Source organism: Pseudomonas sp. 21LCFQ010, from assembly GCF_024129905.1.
In the GTDB taxonomy this organism is placed as follows: Bacteria; Pseudomonadota; Gammaproteobacteria; order Pseudomonadales; family Pseudomonadaceae; genus Aquipseudomonas.
The window spans coordinates 41338-67007 of the sequence record NZ_JAMYDZ010000025.1 but is presented as its reverse complement, the minus strand read 5'-3'; the positions used below and the strand labels follow the sequence as shown (position 1 = coordinate 67007).

Sequence of the window (25670 nt, the reverse complement as noted above, 5' to 3'; positions counted from 1 at the left end):
GGGCAAGGCGCAGAGCTTTGCCCTATCATTGGCGTTTTTCCCAGGTACCTGACTGAACATGACTACTACTTCCTTCCTGCAAGCCCTGCAAACCACCACCATGCTCGAAATCGACGGTCTGCATGCCTGGGAATTCAGCCTGGAGGATGGCCTGCAAGTCGAATGCATGGACGGCCGGGCGCGCAAGGTCTGGTCGTTCAGCGCAGCGCAGGTACAGGCCGCCGCGTTCGATGAGTCCCTGCAGAGCTGGGTGATCAATGACGGTGAGGCGGATCACCGGATCGTCTGCATGGATGCCGTCAGCGCAAACGATGATGACGAGGCCGATCTGGATTGATCCAGATCAGTCTTTTAGAGCGCGTCAGCCGCTAAACTTCGCAGGCGCGTGTCGGCTCTCTGAATCAGAGGCCGGCATCGGGATGGTAGGGTGCCGGTGCTTGCGCATCGCTCACTACACAAGGATGTGCTTGCCTTTTCTTGCTCCGCTTGCGGAGTAACGACCTTCATATTGCTGGCCATTGCCAGTCATCCGCTCCACGGAAGCGAGCGAAGCATTCATCAGGGAGATTTCCATGTCTACTCAAGGCGCGTTGAGTCGTGCTCGGCTATTGCCAACTTTTTTCGGCGCCGGGCTGCTGGTGCTCGGCCTGGTCAAATTCAGTGCCGGCTTGAAGCTGGTCAGTCTGGGCGGTTCCTACTATTACGTCCTTTCCGGGCTCGGCTTTGCCCTGTGCGGCCTGTCGCTGATGCTGGTTGTGCACATGGCGGTGTGGCTGTTCACGTTATGCCTGTCGCTGGGGACCGTCGGGGCACTATGGGAAGTCGGCCTGGATCGTCAGCAACTGCTGCCGCGTCTGTTGATCTGGTTTCTGATTGGTCTGCTGCTGTTGCTGCCAGTGATCAGACGCAGCCTTAAACCCACCGGCCGACCCTTCTCACTCGGCCATTTGATCGTGGCCCTGCTGCTGGCCGGCATTTCACTGGATCCGCTGGCCCAGATTCGCCAGTTCGGACCTGACTACCGGCAATGGGCAGAGTCGCTGATTCCCAGCCTGGCAGTCATGCCGTTGGCGTTAGAGGACGGCGGTGCCAAAGATCTGCGCCAGCCAGAAAGCTGAACCTTTGCAGTAAAGGCGGTGTCCTGAATCAAGCGCGAATAACAATTCCCAAGAGTGCTCAACGGAGGCCGTCATGTCCCGCCCATTGCTGCCCTGGCTGGTGCTTGCCAGCATCTTCAGTGTTTTGCCCGCTCATGCTCAGGACAACGCCGACCTCGATCTGTTGGTGGGCACCTATACCCAGGGTGACAGCCAGGGGCTTTACCGGATGGGCTTTAACAGTCAGACCGGCTTGATCGACACCCAGCCACGGCAAGTGGTGGTGAGTGAAAGTCCGTCCTGGCTGACCCTGTCGCGCGAAGCCGGTTATCTGTTCGTGGTCAATGAAAACGGTCCAGGGCAGGCGGACAGGCTGGGCAAGGTCAGTAGTTACAGGGTCGACCCGCAGACTCACGAGCTACGCTTGATCAATCAGGTCGCCAGTCAGAGCGATGAACCGACTCATTCAAGCCTCACACCTGATCAGCGTTATCTGCTGGTGGCCAACTATGCGGTGCAGGCCAGGCCAGGCGGGGCGCTGGCTGTCTTGCCAGTCGACAGCGCTGGCCGCCTGGGTGATGCGGTGCAGGTGCTTGGGCCCAACCCGCCCAGCAAGGTCAATGCCGAGCGCCAGAGTTCTTCACATGTGCATGGGGTGCTGCCGACTCCGGATGGCAAGTACGTAGTGGCAGCGGACCTGGGGGCTGACAAGCTGTTTGTCTACCACTACGACGCGCAACTCGGGCAGCCATTACAGCCGTTCAAGGCGGCCACGGTAAGCCTGCCCAAGGGCAGTGGCCCACGGCATCTGTTGTTCAGTGACAATGGCAAGCACGCCTGGCTGACCCTGGAAATGACGGCTCAAGTGGCGGTGTTCGACTATCACAATGGTCGGTTCCGGCAGACTCAACTGGTTGATCTCAAGCAGCCCGGCAAGCACCAGGCGGTCGGTGCCAGTGGCTTGCATGCCTCTGCTGATGGCCGTTTCCTCTACGTGGCCAACCGTGGCGATGCCAACGAGTTGCTGGTGTTCAGCATCGATCCGGCCAGCGGGGCACTCAAGGAGCTCCAGCGCCGTTCCGTACAGGGCCGTGAACCGCGGGAGTTCAGCATTGACCCCAGCGGCAGGTTCTTGCTGATCGCCAACCAGAAGAGCAACCAGATCGTGACCCTCAAGCGGGACCCACAGAGCGGGCGGCTGGGTGATGTGGTGCAGGCGCTGGAGATGCCGGCGCCGTCGGCACTGCTGTTTTTGCCGTCGGCACAATGAACTATTAATCGCAGTGATAAAGGCTAGTGCCAGAAAGGATTTTTTCTGGGGGATCGGCGGGAGTAAGTTTGATCCATGGCCTCACGGCCCGGAACCCAAACCACTTCCGAGGATTTGCATCATGAACTTCAATCTCTTCTCGATCATCGCCGCATCCGCCATTTCTGCCACTGCCGCTCTGCCTGCCAGCGCCAACACAGAGGTGACCGAAAACAAACTGCATGTTGCCCAAAGCCAGAGCTATACCCCGCAGTACCTGCAACAGAGCGCCAACTTCTATGCTGCGCTGGATCACAAGACCGGCCAGTGACGCGAGTTTCATGAGGCTTTCGCGAGCCTGTTTGTCGACCCCGAGCTGACGACCGCTAGCCATTGTGCGCTAGGCAACGCAGACCCGGCGGCAAGCCTGCTCGCGAAAGCCCTTGTATCTGCCCGATCCCCGTGAGTATTGCGCTCACGGGGATTGGTGTTTTTGGCCGGTAAAAAATCTTCAACTTTCAGCGGCTGCAAGCATCAATACCATTGATGCCTGATATATAGAGGTATGTTTTTTCATGGACCCGGTTTTCAGTAATGCTAGTGTTCTGAAACCCGTGATGGAGCAAAACCGATGGCCACAGCCGTACTTCATTCGATCAAGCAGGGCGCGTATATCGCCATTGCCCTGTATGTGGTGTTCATTGCCGTGGTGACCGTGACCAGCATGAATCCGCAAATCAATGCCGGTCAGGTCAGCAGTGCTCAGGCGCCGGTGGCCGTGCACAGCGCCGCTAGCGGACAACCGTTGCCTCAGCACGCGTCCTGACCCTGTTCAGCCGCCCACCTCCAGGGTGCTCTGGCCGTTACCCTGGCGGCGGACACGAATCTGCACGGCAATGCGTTCGTGCATTTCCTGGACGTGGGAAATCACCCCGACCTTGCGCCCCTGAGCTTGCAGGCCGTCGAGGGCGTCCATGGCCAGTTGCAGTGACTCAGGGTCAAGACTGCCGAAGCCTTCGTCGATGAACAGCGATTCAATGCGCAAGGTGCTGGAGGCCATCGAGGCCAGGCCCAGCGCCAGGGCCAGCGACACCAGGAAGGTTTCGCCGCCTGACAGTGAATGCACCGAACGCAGTTCGTCGCCCATTTCAGTGTCCATCACCAGCAGGCCCAACAGGCTGCCGCCACGCTTGAGCCGGTAGCGGCGCACCAGTTGGCGCAATTGGGCATTGGCGTGATGGACCAGCAGGTCGAGGTTGTAAGCCTGGGCGATCTTGCGGAAACGGTCGCCTTCGGCTGAACCAATCAATTCTGCCAGGCGGCCCCAGCGCAGGCGTTCGGCGGTAGCCTGCTCGATACGCGCCTGCAACTCACCATTGGCTTGCTGGCGGCGCTGGTCCTCGCTGACCTGCGCACGCAGATCAGCGCATTGTTGTTCGGTCACTGCGCACTGCTCGCGGCTTTGCTGTGCGGCCTGTTCCAGCCCGGCGCCGTCGGTAAGCTCTGGAAAGTGGGCCTGATGTTCGCTCAGGCGCTGTTCGCGTTCGTGCAGCAGGACCCGGTTCTGCTCCAGCGCTTTCTCGGCGGCCTGCAAGCGCTGACGCAGTTCTTCAAGCTGCGCGTCGTCGACTTCCAGTAAGGCATTGAGGGTCGCATCGTCCAGTTGCGCATGGCTGTTGCGCCAGGCGCTGATCTGCTCATCGAGTCCGGCGGCTTCATCCTGCAACGCCTGCTGCTGTTGTTCGCTGGCCTTGAGTTCGGCGGCCAGCTGGATGCTCTGCGCCTGATTGTCCTGTAGCCCCTGGGCGGCCAGTTGCTCGGCTGCGCGGGCCTGTTCAATCGACTGTTCCAGCGCTTGCTGCCATTGTTCGGCGCTGGCATGGCCGCCAAGCAGTTCGCCCAATAGCGTCTGGCTGGCCTGCTGCTGTTCGCTGAGGCTTTGCACCTGTTGTTGCAGTTCAGCCTGACGTTGCTGGCGAGCGGTGAGTTCAAGTTGTTGCTGTTCAACGCGCTTGTGTCGCTCGGCCTGTTCCTGCTGTTGTTCCTGTTGCTGCTCAAGCAGCGCCAGGCGTTCAACGACTTGCTGCTCCAGCCGCATGACACTGGCCGAGGTCTCGTTGCGCAGTGCCTCAAGCCAGTCGCCTGGCAGTATCGGCTGCAACGCGCCAAGTTCTTCTTCAAGACGCGCATGGTCGCTATTGAGTTGACGTTGCTGCTCTTCAATCTGGGCGTTGGCGTTCTGGCTGGCTTGCTGGGCTTCTTGCAGTTGTTGCTGCAGCCGGCCGGCGTCCTGTTGCAGCTTGAGCAGCGCCTGCTGGCGCTGCTCGTCCTGCTCAATGACCTGGGTGAGCTGCTGCTGTTGGCGTTGCAGCCAGGCCGCGCGTTCTGCCTCGTTAATTGCAAGCAGGGCGGCTGCCTGAGGATGCTCCTGCAACGGCTTCGCCAATGCTTGCTGCTGGTTTTGCAACTGATCCTGCTGACCCAGCAGGTCTTTCATGCGTGAGGTGAGCACCGCGTATTGCTCGCGCAGCAGACTGCGGCGTTCCTTGAGCGCTTCGACGGCCTTTTCGGCGCCGGCCTGTTCGCTTTCATCGTGTTCGGCCAGCCCTTGCAACAGCGCTTCGGGCTGATGCCAGGGGTGCTCGATGCTGCCGCACACCGGGCACGGCTGCTCGTCCTGCAACTGGTTGCGTAGCGCATCGACCCCGGCGCTGCGCACCAGGCGCTGGCGCTCCAGCAGTTCGCGGGTGACGCTGAGGGTTTGTTCGGCGACTTTGAGCTGCTCGTTGACCGCACTGCCATCGGCGGCCAGTTGTTCGCGCTCTTGGTCGGCTTTATGCAGCTGGTCAGTGATGCCTTGGCGTTGTTGCTCCAATTGCTGGTGGCTGGTCCACAGCCGCTCAAGTTCTTCGCTGGCACGCTGTTGCTTGCGGTTGTCTTGCAGCAGGCCGCCGAGCAATTGCAGCTGTTCGGTCACCGCCGAGACTTCGCAGTCGGCTTCGCGGTACAGCAGTTCCAGGGCGTTGCGCTGTTCGGCCAGTTGCTGTTCGGCGTCGCTGGCACGCCGGGTCAGGGCCGGCAGTTCCTGTTGCCCGTGGCGCCAGCGATTGGCGGTCAGGGTCAGTGACTTGAGCCGGCCTTGCCAGGCACTCCAGGCCTGGGTCAGGGGCGCCAGGGCACTGCTGTTGTCGAGCTGCGCGGTGATGTCGGCCAGCCGTTGTGCGAGGTGTTGCTGTTGGGCGAGCAAACTGTCCAGTTGCTGCTGAGCCTGTTGGCAGTCGTGTTCATGCTGTTGCTGGCTGGCGCGGGCTTTGCTCAGCGCGTCGGCCTGATGACTCAGGGTGTTTTGGGTGTCGAAGGCGTGTTGCAGCCGGCTTCGTGACTCGCTGGCCTGTTGCTGGGCTGCAAGCAGGGTGGTGTGGGCCGTGTCGCGGCTGGCTTGCAACTGCTGGTGGGCGGCGCTCAGTTCGCCCTGGCGGGCCTGTTGCTGAGCGATGTGCTGCGCCAACGGTGCCCGTTGCGCATCCAGGCTGGCGCGTCGGACAAAGCGATGGCGTTGCGGGGCGAGGCGCTCCAGCTGGCCGAGCTTGTCTCGCTCGCCGGCTTGATCCTGCCAGTCTTGCTCGGCGCAGGCCAGGCTGTGACGAGTGGCCTGGGTCTCTGCGCCCAGCCGTTGTAACTGGCCGAACCACTGCTGTTGCTGTTCCAGCTCGCGCAGGCGCTGCTGGTCGAGCTTGAGCTGCTGCTGGGCCTGGCTCAACTGCTCATCCAGCTCGGCACGGGCCTGGGCGGGCATGGGGGCCACGCCGCTGGCCAGCAGGTTGAGGTCTTCCAGCGCTTTTTTGGCGTCGCTGGCCTTGAGCCAGGCGCGCTTGCCCAATTGGCTGTAAATGGCCGTATTGGTGAGTTTTTCCAGCAGTTCGCTGCGTTCTTTGTCGTCGGCCTTGAGAAACGCGCTGAATTCGCTCTGGGCGAGCATCACGGCACGGGTGAACTGCTCGAAATTCAGGCCCAGGCGGTGTTCGACCAGTTGCTCGAACTCGCGTTTGCTCTGATTGCTGAGCACCTGCTCGCTGTCCAGATCAGTCAGGATCTGCCGGCTGGCCTGCAGTTTTTTGCTGGCATTGTCGCGGGCGCGATTGGTCTCCCAACGGGCACGGTAGCGGCGCTGATCAATGCCGATGAAGTCCACTTCGGCATAACCGCTGCCGGTCCCACGGCGCAGCAGGGTGCGCGGGTCGCTGGTGGTGATCTCACCGTCGATGTCCGGCACCTTGGACTGGCCGACCCGGCTCAGACGTGGCACGGCGCCGAACAGTGCCAGGCACAGGGCGTCGAGCAGGGTGCTCTTGCCGGCTCCGGTCGGGCCGGTGATGGCGAACAATCCGGCGCTGGCCAGCGGTTCTGCGCTGAAGTCGACCTCGAACGGGCCGGCCAGCGATGCCAGGTTCTTCAGGCGGATGGCAAGAATCTTCATTGTTCGGCCTCCTGCTGCACTTCACGCAGCAGCGTGGCGAAATCATCGAGGGTCTGGTCGTCGACCTCATTAGCGTAGTTGTCCTGCCAGGCCCGCCGGAACAGTTCATGGGGGGTGAGCTGTTCGAGGTCGATCAGCTCGCTGGCGGCAGCGTCTTCAGCGTCGCCGTTGCGCCCGGCATATTCGGCGGCGATGCGTACCAGGCGTACAGCCTTGCCTTGCAGTGCCGCCTCGATACGGTTGCGCAGGTCTGGCTGCGGCTGGTCGAGACGCACCCGGACCTCCAGCCATGGCTGGCGATGGGGTTCATCAAGCAAGTCGACCTGTGGCAGTGCGCCGAGCTGTACCAACAGGTCGTCGAGCAGCGCCGGACCGAGGCGTTGCAGGGGCACGGCACGTGGAATCAGCAGCGGTTCGACGCTCACCAGTTGTTCACCCTCGCAGGTGATTTCCAGTATCTGGTGCTTGTAGCCAATCTCTGAGAATGACAGCGGAATCGGCGAGCCGCTGTAGCGGATGCGTGTCTCGCCGTTGACCTGCTGTGGCTTATGCAGGTGCCCAAGCGCCACGTAGGTGATTTCCGGGCCGAACAGGGCTGCTGGCAGGGCTTCGGTGTTGCCGATGATCAGGCTGCGTTCGGAGTCTTCGGACACACTGCCGCCGGCCATGTGCGCATGGCTGATGGCGATCAGTGCCTGGCCGGGCTCGCGTTTGCGTTGCGCGGCGTCGATCAGCAGGCGATGCACCTGGGCAATGCCGTGCAGGTAGTTATCGCCCGCCTGCGCGCCAGTGACTTCCGCCGGGCGCAGGAACGGCAACGCCAGGCACCAGCCCCGCACCGAGCCACTGGCATCGGGCAATGGCAGCAACAGGCGCTCGGCATCCAGGCTGCCGTCATCGAGCCACAGCACCCGCCCCAGCGCGTGGGTACGCAGGCGGCGCATCAACGGCGCGGGCAGTTCGATACGCGAGCCGGAGTCGTGGTTGCCGGCAATCATCACGATGGTCAGGTGTGGCTGCTGCTCATGGGCGTCGACGATGAATTCGTACAGGCGCTCCTGGGCAGTGACCGGCGGGTTGACTGTATCGAAGATATCGCCAGCGATCAGCAGCACATCGGGTCGCCGCTCGGCCAGTCGGGCCAACAGCCAGCCCAGAAAAGCCTGATGCTCGAAATCGCGTTCCTGACCATGCAGGTGCTGACCCAAATGCCAGTCGGAGGTGTGAAACAGACGCATTGCATTACCTTGTGATTGAACCGCGCAGGACCCGCCGGGCAGCGCTCCTGCAAGGCCGTGAATTCATTTCGGATACAGCGGCGGCAGCCCGGCGTCTGCCGAGCTGTCTTGTATGGGCTCTACCGTCGGCAGGCTGCGGATCGCCCGCCACAACTCTTCACCGAGCCAGAACGGCCCGGCTTCGCTGTACAGCGCCCCGTTCAGACCGTCCAGCGCATCGGACAGCGGCACAAAGCGCGCGGCCATGTCGGCCAGGGTTTCGGGCTGTTGACGGGCCCAGGCGTCGAGCGCCTGGCGGGTACTTTGCGGGTCGTTGGCCAGGCAGGCACGCCTGAGGTCATCGAGCACCGTGCGCGGGCTGGGACCGGTCTGCGCGGCGCGCGCCACCGCCGGCAGGCCGCGGGCCCGCCACCAGAGCCACAGGCCCAGCAGGGTTGTGCAGGCGAAAAACAGCGTGCTCAGTTGCCAGATCCATAGCCATGGCGACAGCCCGTGCTCACCGGATACCGGGGTGTCGACTGCCAGCCCAGGGTTGACGCTGACCTGCAAGGTACGCGCCGGCAGGCTGGTGTGTTCGATATGGTCTTCGCGGGTGTTCCACCAAGTCACTTCCACCGCCGGCAGTTCCAGGCTGGCGGCCCGGCCCGGTACCAGCGCTTCGCTTTCTTTGCGGCTGCCAGTCAGGCCACGCTCACCTGGCTGATTGGTCAGTTGTGGCTGGTCCGGATAGCGGCGTACGCCCGGCAAGTCGGGGATCTGCAGGGGCGGCAATTGCGAAGCCGACAGGCCCTCGACCTTGAGGGTCAAGGTCCGGGTCAGCGAATCCCCGGCCTGGACGGTGGTGGTGTCCGGGTTCCAGCTTTCTTCGAGATTCACGCTGCTGGCCGGCAGCCATGGCTTATCGGCCGGCCACAACTCCGGGCGAGCCTTGACCTTGAGGCTGATTTCCGCCGAGCTGACCTGCAGCGCCTTGCCCGGTTGCGGCCCATAGGGGTTAGGCGCCTGTTGCTGGCCGGGGCTGGCCGCCGAGGGGCTCTGGGCCTGGGTGGCGCTGAACACCAGCGCCGGAATCTTCAGCAGCCCGCTTTGTTGCGGATAGATGGCGTAGCGGGTCTCGATCACCCCGTGGCGGATACCGTTGATGAGTTTCTCGTAGGTTCGTGAGTCACCGAGTTTCTCGATACGGGCTTCGGGCAGTTGCAGCGGGCTCAGGCTGCTGTCGTCGAACAGTGACACCGAGTGATAGATACGCAGGGTCAGCACCGCCTGGGCCTGTACATAGACGCTGTCCTGGTCGAGGCTGGCCTCGATGAACACCGGTGCCAGCTCGCTGCCCGGTTCCTGGGCATCGCCGGGCAATACCTGCAGCAAGACCGGTTGGGTGCGTGATTGGCCCAGTTGCACCGGTGGTATCTCGACGCTGCCGGTGTGGCGTGGCAACAGGGTGATCAGCCAGCGGGTATTGGCCTGGCTGTTGCCGTCCAGGGTGGTCAGGCTGTTGACCTGGCGGGTGTCACGCACTTCGAAGGCTTCGTCCAGCACGCTCAGGTCAGGTTTGCCGAACTGGGTGACGTCGTTGGTTTCCAGGGTCAGCTCGACCGTCTCACCGGCGACCAGCCGGGTGCGGTCGACCTGCGCGGTGAGTTCGGCGGCCTGGCTACACAGTGCGGTCATCCACAGCAGAAGGCCGGACAACAAAAGGGGGGCGCGGCTCATCGGCTGGTTTCCTGATGTTGCTGCTCATAACGGAATTTGCGTCGCAGCAGTTCGCCCGGATCATCGGGGATCTGCCGGAGCCAGTGCTCCAGCGACTGGCGCCGCTCGCCATCGAACGGCTCGTCGGGCAGGGCCACGGGCGGGCGAGTGGTGTTGTCGGCTTCGTCGATGGCATCGCTTGAGTTCATGTTACTCGCGTCGCGGGTCTGGCTCGGTGGCTCGTCTTGTTCGCTGTGCTGGGCCTGGCTTTGTTGCTGGCTGGTGTCAGACTGCTGAGCGCTGGCAGCCGCTTCGTCCGGTGACGCCTGCTCTTCGCTTGGCGGCTGCTGCGGCTCGTCGGTTGCAGCGGGTTGCAGTTGATCCAGAGCCTGTTGGACAAGGCTCAGGTTGAACTGTGCGGCAGGAAAATCAGGCTGGCGCTCCAGCGCCTGCTCATAGGCATCCAGCGCCGCTTCCAGCTCACCGCTCATGGCCAGGGCATTACCACGATTGTAGTGGTCGGCGGGCGTATCACCGCCGGCAAATTGTTGCGCCGCAGCGGCGTAGTCGCCGGCGGCGTAGAGCGCCGTGCCTTTCCAGCGCGGGTCAGTGAAGCGTTGCGCTGCTTCGCCAGGGCGCTTTTTTTGCATCAGCCGCTGGCCCTGTTGATCGGCGCGCAACCACAGGTCCTGGAATTCAAACGCCATGGCGTTGTGCGGCAGCACACACAGCAGGGCCAGCACGAACAGCCAGCCCCGGCGTGCCGCACAGGCGGCCAGCAGTAGCAGTGGCAGGAGCAGCCAATAGCCTTGGTCAGCGCGGCTGTCCAGGCGCAGAACGCGGCCATCGCGATTGATTTGCTGCGGGCTGTCGAGCAGACCCAGGCTGCGCAGATCGTCAAGGCCAGGACGCGCCTGACGGTAGTTGCCCCCGACCTGTGCTGCGAAATCAGCGAGCCCCTGACTGTCGAGCCGGGCGACCATGATCGCGCCGTGTTCATCGCGTAACAGACCGCCATTCTCCTGGGTCACCGGTACGCCATCATTGCTGCCCAGGCCAAGGATGCTCAGCGACGGGCTCTGGTTGCCCAGCCGCTGGCGGATGCCCTGACGTTCCTGTTCATTGAGCGCAGAGGTCATCAGCAGCACCCGGCCCTGGCCCAGGTCGGCTTGGCGCAGCAGCTCCAGAGCCTTGCCCAGCGCCAGGTCGGCGCGCTGCCCGGCGGCCGGCATGATCGACGGCTTGATGGCGTCGATCAGGTTGTAGCTGGTGGCCAGGTCGTCAGACAGTGGCACCAGCGTGTGGGCGCTGCCGGCGTACACGACGACCGCGGTCTGGGTATCGCTGCGCGCCTGCAACAGGTCGCGCAGTTTGCGCCGGGCCTGCTCCAGACGGCTGGGCGGGGTGTCGGTGGCGAGCATCTGCGGGGTGAGCTCAAGCACCACCACCAATGGATCAACCGGCTTCTGACCATGTTGTTCGATGCGTTGCCAACTGGGACCGATCAGGGCCAGTACGGCAAGCAGCCAGGCCAGACCCAGCACCACCCAGGGTTGTTTGCTGCCCCGGCCGTTACCGCCGTTGAGCAGTGCTGCGTGAAACGCGGGCGGTATCAGCAGTTGCCAGCGCCCGGCGCGTTTCTGGCGGTGCCAGAGCTTGTACAGCAACCAGACCAGCAAGGGGATGACCAGCAGCCACAGCGGGCGCAGCCAGTAAGGCCAGAATGCGCTCATTTGCGGGCTCCGGTCTTTTTAAGGCGCTGGCGCAGGGCGTTCAGTCGCTCGACTGCGGCCTGGCGCAGGCGCTCCAGTGCGTTGTCAGGCCAGAGCTCGACAATCACCCATAGCACACTGAGCAGCAGCGCCAGCGCCAGTGGCCAGGCATAGAGCGGCAGGGCCGGGCGGGCCTGGGTCGGTTGCTGGGCGACCGGCTCCAGAGCATCGAGGATGCTGCGGATGTTCTCCAGTTGGTCGCCGTCGCGGGCACGGAAATACTCGCCGCCGCTGAGCTCGGCGATACGCTTGAGTGTCGGCTCGTCGAGGTCCAGGCTCGGGTTGAGGCCCAAAAGGCTCTGGATGCCGGTGCTGTCCGGGTCCGCACCGATGCCGATCGGGTAGATCTTCACCCCCTCATCGGCCGCCAGTCGGGCAGCGGTCACCGGGTCGATCTGCCCGCCATTGTTGGCGCCATCAGTGACCAGAATCAGTACCCGGCTTTCGGCCGGCCGTTGGCGCAGGCGTTTCAAGGCCAGGCCAATGGCATCACCGATGGCGGTGTTCTTGCCGGCAATGCCGATCCGCGCTTCGTCCAGCCAGACCCGCACGGTTCGCCGGTCGAAGGTCAGGGGGGCCTGCACATAAGCCTGGCTGCCAAACAGGATCAGGCCGACCCGGTCGCCTTCACGGTGTTCAAGAAAGTCGCCGAGCATCTGCTGCACCAGGGCCAGACGGCTGAGCTCTTCACCCTGCCATTGCATGTCGGGGTAGTCCATGGAGCCAGAGACATCCACCGCGACCAGCAGGTCCCGGCCGCTGGCGGCAATCGGCAAGGGCTCGCCGAGCCATTGCGGGCGGGCACTGGCCAGCAACAGCAACAGCCAGATCACCAGCAACGGGCCGCGTTGCCGCCAGGCGGGCAGGTTGGCTCTGGCGCGGCGGCCTTTGAGGCCTTCGAGTTCACTGATGAAGCTGACCTTGAGCGCCGCCTCGCCGTTGTCGGCCACCGGCAGCAGCCAGCGCATCAGCCAGGGCAGCGGCAGCAGGGCGAAGATCCACGGCCAGGCGAACTCAAACATGTTTGCGGATCCAGGTTTCGACCGACTGGGTCAGGCCGTTGATCGCTTTGTCGTCCAGTTTGCATTCGGGTTTGTAGGCGCCTTCGACCAACACCATCCAGCGCGTCAGGCCAGCGGCCGGGCAGCGGTTGTCGAGAAACGCCAGCCATTTACGGCCATTGAGGGTGTGGCTCTGGCTGTACGGATAGTGGTTGCGGCACAGGCGTTTGAGCAAACCGTTGATTTGCTGCAGCCAGGCACCGGCCGGCGCACCGTCATAGGGCTTGGCCAGGCTGGCCAGCTCTGCAAGTGCCGCCACCCGTACCGGGTCCAGCGGTTGCTCGGCGCGTGGCAACGGGTTACGCGCCCGCAGCAGCCGGTAGGCTCGCCATAATCCCCAGCCGGCCAGCGGCAACAGGGCGATCAGCAGCCACCAGCCCGGCGCGGGCGGCCACAGCCCCGGCGGCGCGGGCGCGATCAATGGCTGTAGCTGGTCCAGTGGGTTCATGGCTGCTTCACCGGACGCTGGGCCTTGAGGAACTCACGCAGCTGCTCGACCAGTTCGATCTGGGTACTCAAGGGCATCAGCAACACCCGCAGCTTTTGCGCCAGACGTTCCCAACGTGCGCAGCGGGCTTCGCCCAGCGCCCGGTAGTTTTTGCGCAGTTCGACATTCAAGGTATCGAGCTCGAGCTCGGCGCCTCGTTCGGCAAAGCGCAGCAGGCCGGCGGCGGGCAGGGCACGGTCCAGCGGATCGGAGAGCGGCAGCAGGAGCAGGTCGCAATGTCGTGACAACAGGCTCAGCTGCTGCTCGGCCGCATCGCTGAGCGCGCGCTCGTCACACAGCACGATCACCAGGCTGCCGGGGCGTAGCACTTCGCGGGCGCGGCGCAATGCGGTGCCGAACGCGTCGCGATCGGCGGCGATTTCGGTGTGCAGCGACTGGTTGACCCGCACCAGACGATTGAGCAGTTGCAGCAGGCTCTGCTTGCTGCGTCGCGGTTTGATTTCGTAGTGTTCCCGGTCACCGAACACCAGGCCACCGACCCGGTCGTTGTGTTCCAGGGCGGCCCAGCCGATCAAGGCGGCCGCTTGAGCCGCCAGCACCGATTTGAAGGTCAGCCCTGAGCCGAAGAACAACCGGCGGCTTTGCTCGACCATGATGAAAATCGGCCGTTCACGCTCTTCGTGAAACAGCTTGGTATGTGGTTCCTGGGTGCGGGCGGTGACTCGCCAGTCGATGTTGCGCACATCGTCGCCGGCCTGGTAGACCCGCACCTGATCGAAGTCCACGCCGCGCCCGCGCAGCTTCGAGTGGTGCAGGCCGATCAGCGGGCTGCGCCGGTTTGGCGTGGAGAACAGCTGCACCTCACGAACGCGATGGCGCATCTCGATCAGTTCGCGCAGGCTGACCCGGATGCCCGGTTGAGAAATCAGGTCTGCTGGCATGGCGTCAGGCGACGGCGACGACGTCGAGGATGCGCTGGGTCACCCGGTCCTGATCGATACCGGCCGCTTCGGCTTCGAACGACAGGATGATGCGGTGACGCAACACGTCAAACAGCACCGCCTGGATGTCTTCGGGGCTGACAAAGTCGCGCCCGGCCAGCCACGCGTGCGCCCGTGCGCAGCGGTCCAGGGCAATCGAGCCGCGCGGGCTGGCGCCGTAGCCGATCCACTCGGCCAGTTCCGGGTCGAACTTGGCGGGCGTGCGGGTGGCCATTACCAATTGCACCAGGTACTCCTCCACGGCATCGGCCATGTACAAGCCGAGGATTTCCTTGCGTGCGGCAAAGATCGCTTGCTGGCTGACCCGCCGCTCCGGCTTGGTTTCACCGTTCAAGGCCTCGCCGCGTGCCTGCTGGAGAATCTTGCGTTCTACGGCGGCGTCCGGGAAGCCGATCTTGACGTGCATCAGAAAACGGTCGAGCTGGGCCTCAGGCAGCGGGTAAGTGCCTTCCTGCTCGATAGGGTTCTGGGTGGCCATGACCAGAAACAGCGGCGACAGGTCGTAGGTGCTGCGCCCGACACTGACTTGACGCTCAGCCATGGCTTCGAGCAGGGCTGACTGGACCTTGGCCGGGGCGCGGTTGATTTCGTCGGCCAACACCAGGTTATGGAAGATCGGCCCCTGCTGGAACACGAAGCTGCCGGTTTCAGGGCGGTAGATTTCGGTGCCGGTGATGTCCGCCGGCAGCAGGTCAGGGGTGAACTGGATACGATGAAACTGGGCTTCGACCCCTTCGGCCAGTTCTTTGATGGCCTTGGTCTTGGCCAGCCCCGGCGCACCCTCGACCAGCATGTGGCCATCGGCGAGCAGAGCGATCAGCAGCCGGTCGACCAGCTTTTCCTGACCGAGGATCTGGGTTGAAAGAAAGCTGCGCAGCGCAATCAGCGCTTCACGATGTTCCATCGATGATGGTTCCTGGCAAGGTGGTACCGCTGTGCAATGGCGGCCCCGAGTGTCGCGAGTCAGGCCATGCAAGTAGTCCGGTGAACCGGATACCGGGAGTCGGCCTGCAAAACAGAACCCTGGGCTGGGGGCGCTACTTTAATCTATCCGGACCCCTGACGACTAATGGCGGCGGGTATTTTTCGGCGGCTACCGCCTCAACTGGTTTGCAGTCGATAGAAACTGGCCGCGTTGTTCCATAGCACGCGCTGGGCTGCCGAGTCGCCGAGGGTTTCGAAGAGCATTTCAAGGTCGCGCAGCAGGGCGTCCGGTGTTGCGTTGATCAACGGCAGGCCGGTGCCGAGCATCAGCGTGTTGGGGTTGGCTGCGTGGATGTCCTTGAGCATCCCGACGGAGGTGGCATTGAAGCCGCTCATGCCGCAGATCTTGACGTGCGCGCCCTGTTCGGCAAGGCGCAGCAGGGTCGGCAGACCGTTGCGGCTCAGTACCCGGTGGTCCAGGCACAGCGCTGGCAGCTGCGACAGGCAGTCTTCAAGGTCGGCCAGTTCGCGGGCGTCCACCGCCAGCTCGACATGCCAGCCCACATGGCGATGTACCCGCCGCCCCATCGCCAGGATCTGCTCCTGCAACAGCGGCTCGCCGGTTTTAAGCGCCAGGCGCAGGCCGCGTACCCCGAAGCCGTTCAAGGTGTCGAGTTCGGCGTCGGCGACCGTGGCTGGCAGGCGGGTGACCCCGACGTAGCCAGGACCCAGCCAGCGCAGCGCGTCAAGCAGGTGGCCCTGGTGAAAGCCTTGGGCGGTGCTGGAAATTACCGCACCACCGGTAAAACCCAGTGGCGCGACGCTGGCCTGGTAGTCGGCGACGGTGAAGGGGCCAGGCACCGGCCGGTTACAGACCTTGAGCGAATAGCGCGGGTTGAAGATATGGCAATGAGCGTCGAAACGTGGCGTGGTCATGGCGGCCTCCTGGGCGATGGCGCATGACTTTACCCGCTCGGCTCAGCTGATCTGGCTGACATATGTACCGACATTGTTGCTCAGAATAATGCGCAGGGTCTGGTCGATTTCGGCCAGGTCACTGACCTGACTGTCGTAGTGGATTTCAAAGTGCGCATCGCCTTCAAGGCGCGCCGCATCGGCTGGTTCAAGCTCGATCAGCAGTCGGCCGGTTTCAAGGGTGACCTTCAGGCTGCTGACTTCCAGGCTTTTTTCGTCGCCCAGGCTGATCTCGACCTGATCTTCATCCGGGAAGCGGCCCAGCGAAAACAGATCGCCATTATCGCCATGGCAGCAGAGCATGGCCATGTCGTCGTATTCATCGTCGCAAGGATTGGCGATGAGGCAGAGGGTGTTGATCAGCATGTGAGATTCCTAGTCCGGGCGATTGGCGGGGCGCAATTGTGCCAGCACCTGATGAACTTTGCTGGTGCGGCGGGTTGGCGCCGGTCGGGTGGTTATCGTACCTGTTGGTCGATGACCGAATATGTCGCAGCCCTGTAAGCCGTCGCCGCGCTGCTGTCGTTAAGCTGGAAAAAGGCGATGAACGGTTGTGTGCTGGCGTGTTGCTGGTTCGTGGCTTTTTCTGACGTACTTCTAGAAATGGGCAACCGATTGTGTCGTTGCCCGAGGTTCTGTCTATTTCGCTCTACACTCGATCCTGTCGCCGACCGGATCACGACAAGCTGCTCAGCCCTCTAAAAAAGCCAAAGCGGAGTATCATCGATGGCGTTCTTCACCGCAGCCAGCAAGGCCGACTTCCAGCATCAACTGCAAGCGGCCCTGGCGCAGCACATCAGCGATCAGGCCTTGCCACAAGTGGCCCTGTTCGCCGAGCAATTTTTCGGCATCATTTCTCTGGATGAACTGACTCAGCGCCGCCTGTCCGATCTGGCCGGTTGTACGCTGTCGGCCTGGCGACTGCTGGAACGCTTCGAACACGATACTCCGCAAGTACGCGTCTACAACCCTGACTACGAGCGCCATGGCTGGCAGTCGACCCATACCGTGGTCGAAGTGCTGCACCACGACCTGCCGTTCCTGGTCGACTCGGTACGCACCGAGCTCAATCGCCGCAGCTACAGCATCCACACCTTGCAGACCACCGTTCTGAGCGTACGCCGTGGCCCTCAGGGCGAACTGCTCGAGCTGCTGCCCAAGGGCTCCAGTGGCGAGGGCGTGCTGCAAGAGTCGCTGATGTACCTGGAAATCGACCGCTGCTCCAATGCCAGCGAGTTGAGCGCCCTGGCCCGTGAGCTGGAACAGGTGCTGGGCGAGGTGCGGGTGGCGGTTGAAGACTTCGAGCCGATGAAGGCCCGGGTCAATCAAGTGCTGGCCGCCATCGACGCCAGCCAATATGCCATCGACCCCGAGGAGAAAGCCGAGGTCAAGGTGTTCCTGCAGTGGCTGGTGGACAACCACTTCACCTTCCTGGGCTATGAAGAGTTCACGGTGCGCAGTGAAGCCGATGGCGGTCATATCGAATATGACCCCTCGTCCCTGCTGGGCCTGACCCGTTTGCTGCGTGCCGGGCTCAGTGACGAAGACCTGCATATCGAAGACTATGCGGTGAAATACCTGCAGGAACCGACCCTGCTGTCGTTCGCCAAGGCCGCGCTGCCCAGCCGGGTGCACCGTCCGGCTTACCCGGACTACGTGTCGATCCGTCTGATCGATGCCTCGGGCAGCGTGGTCAAGGAATGCCGCTTCATGGGCCTGTACACCTCGTCGGTGTATGGCGAGAACGTGCATCGCATTCCTTACATTCGCCGTAAGGTCGCGGAAGTCGAGCGTCGCTCCGGCTTCGACGCCAAGGCGCACCTGGGCAAGGAGCTGGCCCAGGTCATCGAAGTGTTGCCGCGTGACGACCTGTTCCAGACCCCGGTGGACGAACTGTTCGGCACCGTGATGTCGATCGTCCAGATCCAGGAGCGCAACAAGATTCGGGTGTTCCTGCGCAAGGACCCGTACGGGCGTTTCTGCTACTGCCTGGCCTACGTGCCGCGTGATGTGTATTCCACAGAGGTGCGGCAGAAGATCCAGCAGGTGCTCATGGAGCGCCTGAAGGCCAGCGATTGCGAGTTCTGGACGTTCTTCTCCGAGTCGGTCCTGGCCCGCGTGCAACTGATCCTGCGGGTTGACCCGAAAGTCACGCTGGATATCGACCCGGTCCAACTGGAAAACGAAGTCATCCAGGCCTGTCGCTCGTGGAAAGACGACTATGCCAGCCTGGTCATCGAGAGCTTCGGCGAGGCCCACGGCACCAACGTTCTGGAAGACTTCCCGAAAGGCTTCCCCGCCGGCTATCGCGAGCGCTTTGCCGCGCACTCGGCAGTGGTCGACATGCAGCATGTGCTGAGCCTGTCGCAAGACAATCCGCTGGTGATGAGTTTCTATCAGCCACTGGCCGGGCGTCGTCAGCAATTGCATTGCAAGCTGTACCACGCCGATACCCCGCTGGCGCTGTCCGATGTCTTGCCGATCCTGGAGAACCTCGGCCTGCGTGTGCTGGGCGAGTTCCCTTATCGTTTGCAGCATGTCGATGGCCGTGAATTCTGGATTCATGACTTCGCGTTCACTTACGCTGAAGGTCTGGACCTGGATATCCAGCAGCTTAACGACGTGTTGCAGGATGCCTTCGTGCATATCGTGCGCGGCGACGCCGAGAACGATGCGTTCAACCGCCTGGTGCTGACGGCCGGCCTGCCATGGCGCGATGTGGCGCTGCTGCGGGCCTATGCCCGCTACCTGAAACAGATCCGCCTGGGCTTCGACCTGGGTTATATCGCCAGCACCCTGAACAACCACACCGATATCGCCCGTGAACTGACCCGGTTGTTCAAGACCCGCTTCTACCTGGCGCGCAAGCTAGGCTCGGACGATCTGGACGACAAGCAACTGCGCCTGGAGCAGGCGATTCTCACCGCGCTCGATGATGTTCAGGTTCTCAACGAAGACCGGATCCTGCGTCGTTACCTGGACCTGATCAAGGCCACGCTGCGTACCAACTTCTACCAGACCGACGCCAATGGTCAGAACAAGGGCTACTTCAGCTTCAAGTTCAACCCGCGCCTGATCCCCGAGCTGCCCAAGCCGGTGCCGAAGTTTGAGATCTTCGTTTACTCGCCGCGTGTCGAAGGCGTGCATCTGCGCTTCGGCAACGTGGCGCGTGGCGGCCTGCGCTGGTCGGACCGCGAAGAAGACTTCCGCACTGAAGTGCTGGGCCTGGTAAAAGCCCAGCAGGTGAAGAACTCGGTGATCGTGCCGGTCGGAGCCAAGGGCGGCTTCGTACCACGTCGGCTGCCGACTTCCGGGGGGCGTGATGAAGTCCAGGCCGAGGCGATTGCCTGCTACCGGATCTTCATTTCCGGCCTGCTGGACATCACCGACAACCTCAAGGAAGGCGTGCTGGTGCCGCCGACCAATGTGGTGCGTCACGATGATGACGATCCGTACCTGGTGGTGGCGGCCGACAAGGGCACCGCGACGTTCTCCGACATTGCCAACGGCATCGCCATCGACTACGGCTTCTGGCTCGGTGACGCTTTCGCGTCGGGTGGTTCGGCAGGTTACGACCACAAGAAAATGGGCATCACCGCCAAGGGTGCCTGGGTGGGTGTCCAGCGCCACTTCCGTGAGCGTGACATCAACGTCCAGCAAGACAGCATCACCGTGATCGGCATCGGTGACATGGCTGGCGACGTGTTCGGCAACGGCTTGCTGATGTCTGACAAACTCAAGCTGGTCGCGGCCTTCAACCACCTGCATATCTTCATCGACCCCAATCCGGAGCCGGCCAGCAGTTTCGCCGAGCGTCAGCGGTTGTTCGACCTGCCGCGTTCGGCGTGGACCGATTACGATGCCAGCCTGATCTCTGCCGGTGGCGGCATCTTCCCGCGCAGCGCCAAGAGCATTGCGATCTCCGAGCAGATGAAAGAACGCTTCGATATCAAGGCTGACAAGCTGACGCCGACCGAGCTGATGCACGCCTTGCTCAAGGCGCCGGTCGACCTGCTGTGGAACGGCGGTATCGGCACCTACGTCAAATCCAGTGAAGAAAGCCACGCCGATGTTGGCGACAAGGCCAACGATGCGCTGCGGGTCAATGGTGATGAGCTGCGCTGCAAGGTGGTGGGTGAGGGCGGCAACCTGGGCATGACCCAGCTCGGCCGGGTCGAGTTCGGCCTGCATGGCGGCGCCACCAACACCGACTTCATCGATAACGCCGGTGGTGTGGACTGTTCCGACCACGAAGTGAACATCAAGATCCTGATCAACGAAGTGGTCCAGGCCGGTGACATGACCCAAAAGCAGCGCAACCAGCTGCTCGAAAGCATGACCGACGAAGTGGGCCATCTGGTGTTGGGCAACAACTACAAGCAGACCCAGGCACTGTCGCTGGCGGCGCGCCGGGCTTACGACCGGATTGCCGAATACAAGCGCCTGATGAACGACCTCGAAGCGCGCGGCAAGCTGGACCGGGTCATTGAGTTCCTGCCATCCGAAGAGCAGATCGCCGAACGGGTTGCCAGTGGTCATGGCCTGACCCGTGCCGAGCTGTCGGTGCTGATCTCCTACAGCAAGATCGACCTCAAGGAAGCGCTGCTTGAGTCCCGTGTGCCGGATGATGACTACCTGGCCCGGGACATGGAAACCGCGTTCCCGTCGTCGCTGGGTGCTGATTACTCGGCAGCGATGCGCGGCCACCGGCTCAAGCGCGAGATCGTCAGCACCCAGATCGCCAACGATCTGGTCAACCACATGGGCATCACCTTCGTACAGCGTCTGAAGGAGTCCACCGGCATGAGCGCGGCGGCGGTCGCCGGTGCCTATGTCATCGTGCGTGACATCTTCCACCTGCCGCACTGGTTCCGGCAGATCGAGGCGCTGGACTACAAGGTTCCGGCCGAGATCCAGCTGACCCTGATGGACGAACTGATGCGTCTGGGGCGTCGTGCCACGCGCTGGTTCCTGCGCAGCCGTCGCAATGAACTGGATGCCGGTCGTGACGTTGCGCACTTCGGTCCGCACATCGCGGCGCTGGGCCTGAAGCTCGACGAGCTGCTCGAAGGTCGCACCCGTTCGGTCTGGCAGGAACGCTACGAGGCTTACGTCGAGTCAGGCGTACCTGAGCTGCTGGCACGGATGGTGGCAGGTACTACCCACCTGTATACCCTGCTGCCGATCATCGAAGCCTCTGACGTGACCGGGCACAACGCCGCTGACGTCGCCAAGACCTTCTTCGCCGTGGGCAGCGCCCTGGAAATCACCTGGTACTTGCAGCAAATCAGCAACCTGCCAGTGGAAAACAACTGGCAGGCACTGGCTCGCGAAGCGTTCCGTGATGATATCGACTGGCAGCAACGGGCGATCACCATCTCGGTTCTGCAGATGCAGGAGGCGCCGGAGGATATCGAAGAACGCCTGGCGTTATGGCTGGAACAGCACGCGGCAATGGTCGAGCGCTGGCGCGCCATGCTGGTCGAACTGCGTGCCGCCAGCGGCACCGACTACGCCATGTACGCAGTTGCCAACCGCGAGCTGCTGGACCTGGCCCTGAGCGGGCAGGGCAGTACGGTTTGATGAGCTGATGCAATAAAGAAAACCCCGCACTCGAGAGAGGCGGGGTTTTTTGTTGGGCGATCTCGGGCGTTTCGCTTCGCCGTTCGAGCCCGCCCGGACCGCAATACATATCTACCACCCGACGCCAGCCCGGTCTTGCGACGATAAGCCGATCAGTTGCTTTTTATACCTGAACGGATATAGTTTTGATGCACGAGCGCAAGCGGCTTTACTGGGAAGGTGCCTCTCGAAAAGACTTCAAATCATTTCCCGTAAGGGTTCAGAAAGATATGGGGGTGGCGTTATTTATTGTGCAACTGGGGGGTATGCCCGACTCGGTCAAGCCTTGGAAAGGGCTGGGGCCTGGCGTGTATGAGTTGCTAGAAGATCACTTTGGCGATGCTTATCGTGCTGTGTACAGCGTAAAGATTGGCGATGCGGTCCATGTGCTGCACGCCTTCCAGAAGAAATCCCGTTCCGGCATTTCTACACCGGGGATGGACGTGGAATTGATTGAAAAACGCCTCAAGACTGTTCTGACCCGCTACAAGGCAGGAGGAAAACAATGATGACCCACCCTGAAGAGTCGCCTCAAGGCGTTGACAACGTATTGCTCGACCTCGGCTTCGATGATGCAGAGGAGCTGAGCGCCAAAGCCGCACTGGCGCTGCGCCTGAACCAGTTGATCGCCGAGCGGGAGCTTAGCCAGACAGAGGCCGCAACCATCACCGGCATGACCCAACCCAAAATTTCACTGGTTCGTCGTTATAAGCTGCAGAATATTTCGCTGGAGCGCCTCATGCAGGCGCTGGTCGCGATGGGACAGCATGTCGAGATAATCGTACAGCCCGCCCGGTCGCGGGTGGCGGGGATCACCGTTGCGGCGTGATTGCGCGAGGTCGACTTGGCCGTGAAGTATTCGCCGCTATAAAGGGAGCCTCTAAAAACGTCGGCGAGGACGCCAGCGCAAGGCAAAAACAGGCGAGCAAGCGGAGTTGACTGGTTGTCAATGAGCATTTGACCGGGCTGGCGTTCCAGCCTGTTTTTAACGCAGCGATGGCAACGCAGGTAGTTTGAAGAGTTTCCCTAAAGCGGCACAGGGATCGCCCGCTAAAACAACACCACCCAAAAAAGAAACCCCGCACAAGGCGGGGTTTCTTTTTAACGCAGGTTTACACCATCAAGCCTGAACAACCGGGATGTTGGCGCTTGCCGCCGCTTCACGGAACTCGGCGATCTGGTCGAAGCTCAGGTAGCGGTAAACGTCGGCAGACATGCTGTCGATGTCTTTCGCGTAGGTCATGTACTCCTCGACGGTCGGCAGCTTGCCGAGAATCGAAGCGACCGCAGCCAGTTCGGCCGAGGACAGGTACACGTTGGTCGCATCGCCCAGACGGTTCGGGAAGTTACGGGTCGAGGTGGAAACCACGGTCGAGCCGGTCTGTACCCGTGCCTGGTTACCCATGCACAGCGAGCAGCCTGGCATTTCCATGCGTGCACCGGCCTTGCCGTAGATGCCGTAGTAGCCTTCTTCGGTCAGTTGGTGAGCGTCCATCTTGGTCGGCGGCGACAGCCACAGACGGGTAGGAATGCCACCCTTGACCTTCTCGAGCAGCTTGCCGGCAGCGCGGAAGTGGCCGATGTTGGTCATGCACGAACCGATGAACACTTCGTCGATCTTCTCGCCCTGAACCGAAGACAGCAGGCGAGCATCGTCCGGGTCGTTCGGCGCGCAGAGCACAGGCTCTTTGACGTCGGCCAGGTCGATTTCGATGATCTCGGCGTACTCGGCGTCCGGGTCAGCCGCCAGCAGCACAGGATTGGCAATCCACGCTTCCATCGCCTGGGCACGGCGCTCCAGGGTACGTGGGTCACCGTAGCCTTCGCTGATCATCCAGCGAAGCAGGGTGACGTTGGATTGCAGGTATTCGGCGATCGGCTTCTCAGGCAGCTTGATCGAGCAACCGGCAGCCGAACGTTCGGCCGAGGCGTCGGACAGTTCGAATGCCTGCTCGACAGTCAGCTCGTCCAGGCCTTCGATTTCGAGGATGCGGCCGGAGAAGATGTTCTTCTTGCCTTTCTTCTCGACGGTCAACAGGCCCTTCTGGATCGCGTAGTAAGGGATGGCGTGTACCAGGTCACGCAGGGTGATGCCCGGTTGCAGTTTGCCCTTGAAGCGGACCAGAACCGACTCAGGCATGTCCAGCGGCATGACGCCGGTGGCAGCGGCGAAGGCGACCAGGCCAGAACCGGCCGGGAACGAGATGCCGATCGGGAAGCGGGTGTGCGAGTCACCGCCGGTGCCGACGGTGTCCGGCAGCAGCATGCGGTTCAGCCAGCTGTGGATGATGCCGTCGCCAGGACGCAGGGACACGCCGCCACGGGTGCGGATGAAATCCGGCAGGGTGTGGTGGGTGGTGACGTCGATCGGCTTCGGATAAGCCGCGGTGTGGCAGAACGACTGCATGACCAGGTCGGCGGAGAAGCCCAGGCACGCCAGGTCTTTGAGCTCGTCGCGGGTCATCGGGCCAGTGGTGTCCTGGGAACCGACGGTGGTCATCTTCGGTTCGCAGTAGGTGCCAGGACGTACGCCTTTGCCTTCTGGCAGACCGCAGGCCTTGCCGACCATTTTCTGCGCCAGGGTGAAGCCCTTGCCAGTGTCGACCGGCGCTTCCGGCAGCTTGAACAGGTCGGTTGGACCCAGGCCCAGTTCGGCGCGGGCTTTTTCGGTCAGGCCACGGCCAACGATCAGCGGAATACGACCACCGGCGCGGACTTCGTCCAGCAGCACAGGGGTTTTCAGTTCGAAGGTGGTCACCAGCTCGTCGCTGCCGTGACGGCGCACTTCACCTTTGTATGGGTAAACGTCGATGACGTCGCCCATGGCCAGGTCGGTGCAATCGAATTCGATTGGCAGAGCGCCGGCGTCTTCCATGGTGTTGTAGAAGATCGGAGCGATCTTGGTGCCGAAGCAGAAACCGCCAGCGCGCTTGTTCGGCACGTAAGGGATGTCGTCACCGAAGAACCACAGCACCGAGTTGGTTGCCGATTTACGCGACGAACCGGTACCGACCACGTCACCGACGTAGGCGACAGGGAAGCCTTTGGCTTTGACTTCTTCGATCTGCTTGAGTGGGCCGATGGCGCCTTGTTGCTCAGGCTCGATGCCGTCACGGGCCATTTTCAGCATGGCCAGGGCGTGCAACGGGATGTCAGGGCGTGACCAGGCGTCCGGGGCAGGGGACAGGTCGTCGGTGTTGGTTTCGCCCGGGACCTTGAACACCGCCAGGCTGTACTTCTCGGCGATGGCAGGCTTGTTGGTGAACCACTCACCGGCTGCCCAGGACTCCAGAACGGCCTTGGCGTGGGCGTTGCCAGCCTTGGCTTTCTCGGATACGTCGTGGAAGGCGTCGAACATCAGCAGGGTGAACTTGAGCTGCTCGGCAGCCACTGCGCCCAGTTCGGCATCATCCAGCAGGTCGACCAGGGTGGCGATGTTGTAGCCGCCCTGCATGGTGCCCAGCAGTTCGGTGGCACGCTTGCGGTCGATCAGCGGGGAACTGGCTTCGCCCTTGACGATGGCAGACAGGAAACCGGCTTTGACGTAGGCCGCTTCGTCAACGCCTGGTGGAACGCGGTTGGTGAGCAGGTCAACGAGGACTTCTTCTTCGCCAGCCGGGGGATTCTTCAGCAGCTCGACCAGGCCTGCGGTTTGTTCGGCGTTAAGCGGCTGAGGCACGATGCCCTGGGCGGCACGCTCTTCGATGTGTTTACGGTAGGCTTCAAGCACAGTATTACCCTCATCAGTGGTCCCATCTTGGGGTGTCCGGGACGCTCATCCAGAAATCATCCGCACCCTGCGCGCCGATGCTTTTTGAGCATTTTGGCCAAGGGTAACGGCAATTCCTTACGAAGCTGTTTTCAAAGTTTTACGCCTGCAGACCGGCTGGGTGGGGCGGTCGGGCGGCCATTCGTGATGAGGGAATGGCCAGACGACACCGGGCTGCGGGAAAACTTGACTGTGCTCGTGACGCTTTGAAAACAGCTTCCGACGGACATTGCGCCTTTAAAAGGCACGGTGATTCTACGGCAAAACTTCGCACAGTGTAAGTTAGGCCCTACATCTTGAGGGGTGACCCCTGTTAGACAAAGGGCTAACATGGCCGCTCGT

General features: G+C 62.3%; 20 protein-coding genes. 8 read left to right on the top strand and 12 right to left on the bottom strand.

Annotation, left to right across the window (positions count from 1 at the left end):
* Positions 1-52 precede the first annotated feature (52 nt).
* Positions 53-337, top strand: a complete 285-nt coding sequence (locus NJC38_RS23210; protein WP_253117287.1) for a DUF5629 family protein — start codon at positions 53-55, stop codon at positions 335-337.
* 114 nt (positions 338-451) lie between these two features.
* Here the strand turns inward: NJC38_RS23210 and NJC38_RS29075 are convergent, their stop codons facing one another.
* On the bottom strand, positions 452-574 hold the full coding sequence (locus tag NJC38_RS29075) for a hypothetical protein (RefSeq protein ID WP_290447360.1): 123 nt from the start codon (positions 572-574) through the stop codon (positions 452-454).
* On the opposite strand from NJC38_RS29075, the gene NJC38_RS23205 reads away from it, so the two are divergent.
* From NJC38_RS23205 to NJC38_RS23190, 4 genes are all read left to right on the top strand, one after another.
* The gene (locus NJC38_RS23205; RefSeq protein WP_144403354.1) at positions 573-1118 is read left to right on the top strand and encodes a hypothetical protein; all 546 of its coding nucleotides are present in this window, start codon (positions 573-575) and stop codon (positions 1116-1118) included. The genes NJC38_RS29075 and NJC38_RS23205 overlap by 2 nt on opposite strands.
* A gap of 73 nt (positions 1119-1191) precedes the next feature.
* Positions 1192-2367 (top strand): lactonase family protein, encoded by a 1176-nt coding sequence (locus tag NJC38_RS23200; RefSeq protein WP_253117274.1) that lies wholly within the window; start codon positions 1192-1194, stop codon positions 2365-2367.
* 121 nt (positions 2368-2488) lie between these two features.
* On the top strand, positions 2489-2677 hold the full coding sequence (locus tag NJC38_RS23195; protein WP_045493444.1) for a hypothetical protein: 189 nt from the start codon (positions 2489-2491) through the stop codon (positions 2675-2677).
* Between the two features lie 300 nt (positions 2678-2977).
* Positions 2978-3172 carry a hypothetical protein gene (locus NJC38_RS23190; RefSeq protein ID WP_253117273.1) on the top strand — a complete coding sequence of 65 codons (195 nt, stop codon included), beginning with the start codon at positions 2978-2980 and terminating at the stop codon, positions 3170-3172.
* 6 nt (positions 3173-3178) lie between these two features.
* On the opposite strand, the gene NJC38_RS23185 is transcribed toward NJC38_RS23190, so the two are convergent.
* The 10 genes from NJC38_RS23185 to NJC38_RS23140 form a co-directional block, all read right to left on the bottom strand.
* The gene (locus tag NJC38_RS23185) at positions 3179-6823 is read right to left on the bottom strand and encodes an AAA family ATPase (RefSeq protein ID WP_253117272.1); all 3645 of its coding nucleotides are present in this window, start codon (positions 6821-6823) and stop codon (positions 3179-3181) included.
* Complete coding sequence (locus NJC38_RS23180; protein WP_253117271.1) at positions 6820-8061, bottom strand: exonuclease SbcCD subunit D C-terminal domain-containing protein; 1242 nt, start codon at positions 8059-8061, stop codon at positions 6820-6822. Before NJC38_RS23180 ends, NJC38_RS23185 begins: the two co-directional genes overlap by 4 nt.
* A 63-nt stretch (positions 8062-8124) precedes the next feature.
* Positions 8125-9777: a BatD family protein gene (locus NJC38_RS23175; RefSeq protein WP_045493436.1), complete on the bottom strand. Its 1653-nt coding sequence runs from the start codon at positions 9775-9777 to the stop codon at positions 8125-8127.
* Positions 9774-11489, bottom strand: coding sequence for a VWA domain-containing protein (locus tag NJC38_RS23170; RefSeq protein WP_253117270.1), 1716 nt, complete (start codon positions 11487-11489; stop codon positions 9774-9776). The genes NJC38_RS23175 and NJC38_RS23170 overlap by 4 nt, the downstream gene beginning before the upstream one ends.
* Positions 11486-12550: a VWA domain-containing protein gene (locus NJC38_RS23165; protein ID WP_253117269.1), complete on the bottom strand. Its 1065-nt coding sequence runs from the start codon at positions 12548-12550 to the stop codon at positions 11486-11488. Before NJC38_RS23165 ends, NJC38_RS23170 begins: the two co-directional genes overlap by 4 nt.
* Positions 12543-13037 (bottom strand): DUF4381 domain-containing protein, encoded by a 495-nt coding sequence (locus NJC38_RS23160; RefSeq protein WP_253117268.1) that lies wholly within the window; start codon positions 13035-13037, stop codon positions 12543-12545. Before NJC38_RS23160 ends, NJC38_RS23165 begins: the two co-directional genes overlap by 8 nt.
* Positions 13034-13978, bottom strand: coding sequence for a DUF58 domain-containing protein (locus NJC38_RS23155; RefSeq protein WP_045493425.1), 945 nt, complete (start codon positions 13976-13978; stop codon positions 13034-13036). The genes NJC38_RS23160 and NJC38_RS23155 overlap by 4 nt, the downstream gene beginning before the upstream one ends.
* 4 nt (positions 13979-13982) lie before the next feature.
* Positions 13983-14942 carry a MoxR family ATPase gene (locus NJC38_RS23150; RefSeq protein ID WP_045493422.1) on the bottom strand — a complete coding sequence of 320 codons (960 nt, stop codon included), beginning with the start codon at positions 14940-14942 and terminating at the stop codon, positions 13983-13985.
* 197 nt (positions 14943-15139) lie between these two features.
* On the bottom strand, positions 15140-15898 hold the full coding sequence (locus NJC38_RS23145) for an amidohydrolase family protein (protein WP_253117267.1): 759 nt from the start codon (positions 15896-15898) through the stop codon (positions 15140-15142).
* Positions 15899-15940: 42 nt separating this feature from the next.
* Entirely contained in the window at positions 15941-16303 is a 363-nt protein-coding gene (locus NJC38_RS23140; RefSeq protein ID WP_253117266.1) for a hypothetical protein, read from the bottom strand.
* A 360-nt stretch (positions 16304-16663) separates the two neighbouring features.
* Between NJC38_RS23140 and NJC38_RS23135 the strand changes: the two genes are divergently transcribed.
* The 3 genes from NJC38_RS23135 to NJC38_RS23125 all read left to right on the top strand — a co-directional run bounded on the left by NJC38_RS23135 (position 16664) and on the right by NJC38_RS23125 (position 22388).
* On the top strand, positions 16664-21520 hold the full coding sequence (locus NJC38_RS23135; protein ID WP_253117265.1) for an NAD-glutamate dehydrogenase: 4857 nt from the start codon (positions 16664-16666) through the stop codon (positions 21518-21520).
* A 188-nt stretch (positions 21521-21708) separates the two neighbouring features.
* Positions 21709-22068 (top strand): type II toxin-antitoxin system RelE/ParE family toxin, encoded by a 360-nt coding sequence (locus tag NJC38_RS23130; protein WP_253117264.1) that lies wholly within the window; start codon positions 21709-21711, stop codon positions 22066-22068.
* The gene (locus NJC38_RS23125) at positions 22068-22388 is read left to right on the top strand and encodes a helix-turn-helix transcriptional regulator (protein WP_366856385.1); all 321 of its coding nucleotides are present in this window, start codon (positions 22068-22070) and stop codon (positions 22386-22388) included. The genes NJC38_RS23130 and NJC38_RS23125 overlap by 1 nt, the downstream gene beginning before the upstream one ends.
* A gap of 291 nt (positions 22389-22679) precedes the next feature.
* Here the strand turns inward: NJC38_RS23125 and acnB are convergent, their stop codons facing one another.
* Positions 22680-25289 carry a bifunctional aconitate hydratase 2/2-methylisocitrate dehydratase gene (gene acnB / locus NJC38_RS23120; protein ID WP_253117262.1) on the bottom strand — a complete coding sequence of 870 codons (2610 nt, stop codon included), beginning with the start codon at positions 25287-25289 and terminating at the stop codon, positions 22680-22682.
* Positions 25290-25670 lie beyond the last annotated feature (381 nt).

Excerpts from the sequence above, each read along its gene's own strand:
- NJC38_RS23205 (WP_144403354.1), top strand. The coding sequence starts at position 573 with ATGTCTACTCAAGGCGCGTTGAGTCGTGCTCGGCTATTGCCAACTTTT.
- NJC38_RS29075 (WP_290447360.1), bottom strand. The coding sequence starts at position 574 with ATGGAAATCTCCCTGATGAATGCTTCGCTCGCTTCCGTGGAGCGGATG.
- NJC38_RS23200 (WP_253117274.1), top strand. The coding sequence starts at position 1,192 with ATGTCCCGCCCATTGCTGCCCTGGCTGGTGCTTGCCAGCATCTTCAGT.
- NJC38_RS23195 (WP_045493444.1), top strand. The coding sequence starts at position 2,489 with ATGAACTTCAATCTCTTCTCGATCATCGCCGCATCCGCCATTTCTGCC.
- NJC38_RS23190 (WP_253117273.1), top strand. The coding sequence starts at position 2,978 with ATGGCCACAGCCGTACTTCATTCGATCAAGCAGGGCGCGTATATCGCC.
- NJC38_RS23185 (WP_253117272.1), bottom strand. The coding sequence starts at position 6,823 with ATGAAGATTCTTGCCATCCGCCTGAAGAACCTGGCATCGCTGGCCGGC.
- NJC38_RS23180 (WP_253117271.1), bottom strand. The coding sequence starts at position 8,061 with ATGCGTCTGTTTCACACCTCCGACTGGCATTTGGGTCAGCACCTGCAT.
- NJC38_RS23175 (WP_045493436.1), bottom strand. The coding sequence starts at position 9,777 with ATGAGCCGCGCCCCCCTTTTGTTGTCCGGCCTTCTGCTGTGGATGACC.
- NJC38_RS23170 (WP_253117270.1), bottom strand. The coding sequence starts at position 11,489 with ATGAGCGCATTCTGGCCTTACTGGCTGCGCCCGCTGTGGCTGCTGGTC.
- NJC38_RS23165 (WP_253117269.1), bottom strand. The coding sequence starts at position 12,550 with ATGTTTGAGTTCGCCTGGCCGTGGATCTTCGCCCTGCTGCCGCTGCCC.
- NJC38_RS23160 (WP_253117268.1), bottom strand. The coding sequence starts at position 13,037 with ATGAACCCACTGGACCAGCTACAGCCATTGATCGCGCCCGCGCCGCCG.
- NJC38_RS23155 (WP_045493425.1), bottom strand. The coding sequence starts at position 13,978 with ATGCCAGCAGACCTGATTTCTCAACCGGGCATCCGGGTCAGCCTGCGC.
- NJC38_RS23150 (WP_045493422.1), bottom strand. The coding sequence starts at position 14,942 with ATGGAACATCGTGAAGCGCTGATTGCGCTGCGCAGCTTTCTTTCAACC.
- NJC38_RS23145 (WP_253117267.1), bottom strand. The coding sequence starts at position 15,898 with ATGACCACGCCACGTTTCGACGCTCATTGCCATATCTTCAACCCGCGC.
- NJC38_RS23140 (WP_253117266.1), bottom strand. The coding sequence starts at position 16,303 with ATGCTGATCAACACCCTCTGCCTCATCGCCAATCCTTGCGACGATGAA.
- NJC38_RS23135 (WP_253117265.1), top strand. The coding sequence starts at position 16,664 with ATGGCGTTCTTCACCGCAGCCAGCAAGGCCGACTTCCAGCATCAACTG.
- NJC38_RS23130 (WP_253117264.1), top strand. The coding sequence starts at position 21,709 with ATGCACGAGCGCAAGCGGCTTTACTGGGAAGGTGCCTCTCGAAAAGAC.
- NJC38_RS23125 (WP_366856385.1), top strand. The coding sequence starts at position 22,068 with ATGACCCACCCTGAAGAGTCGCCTCAAGGCGTTGACAACGTATTGCTC.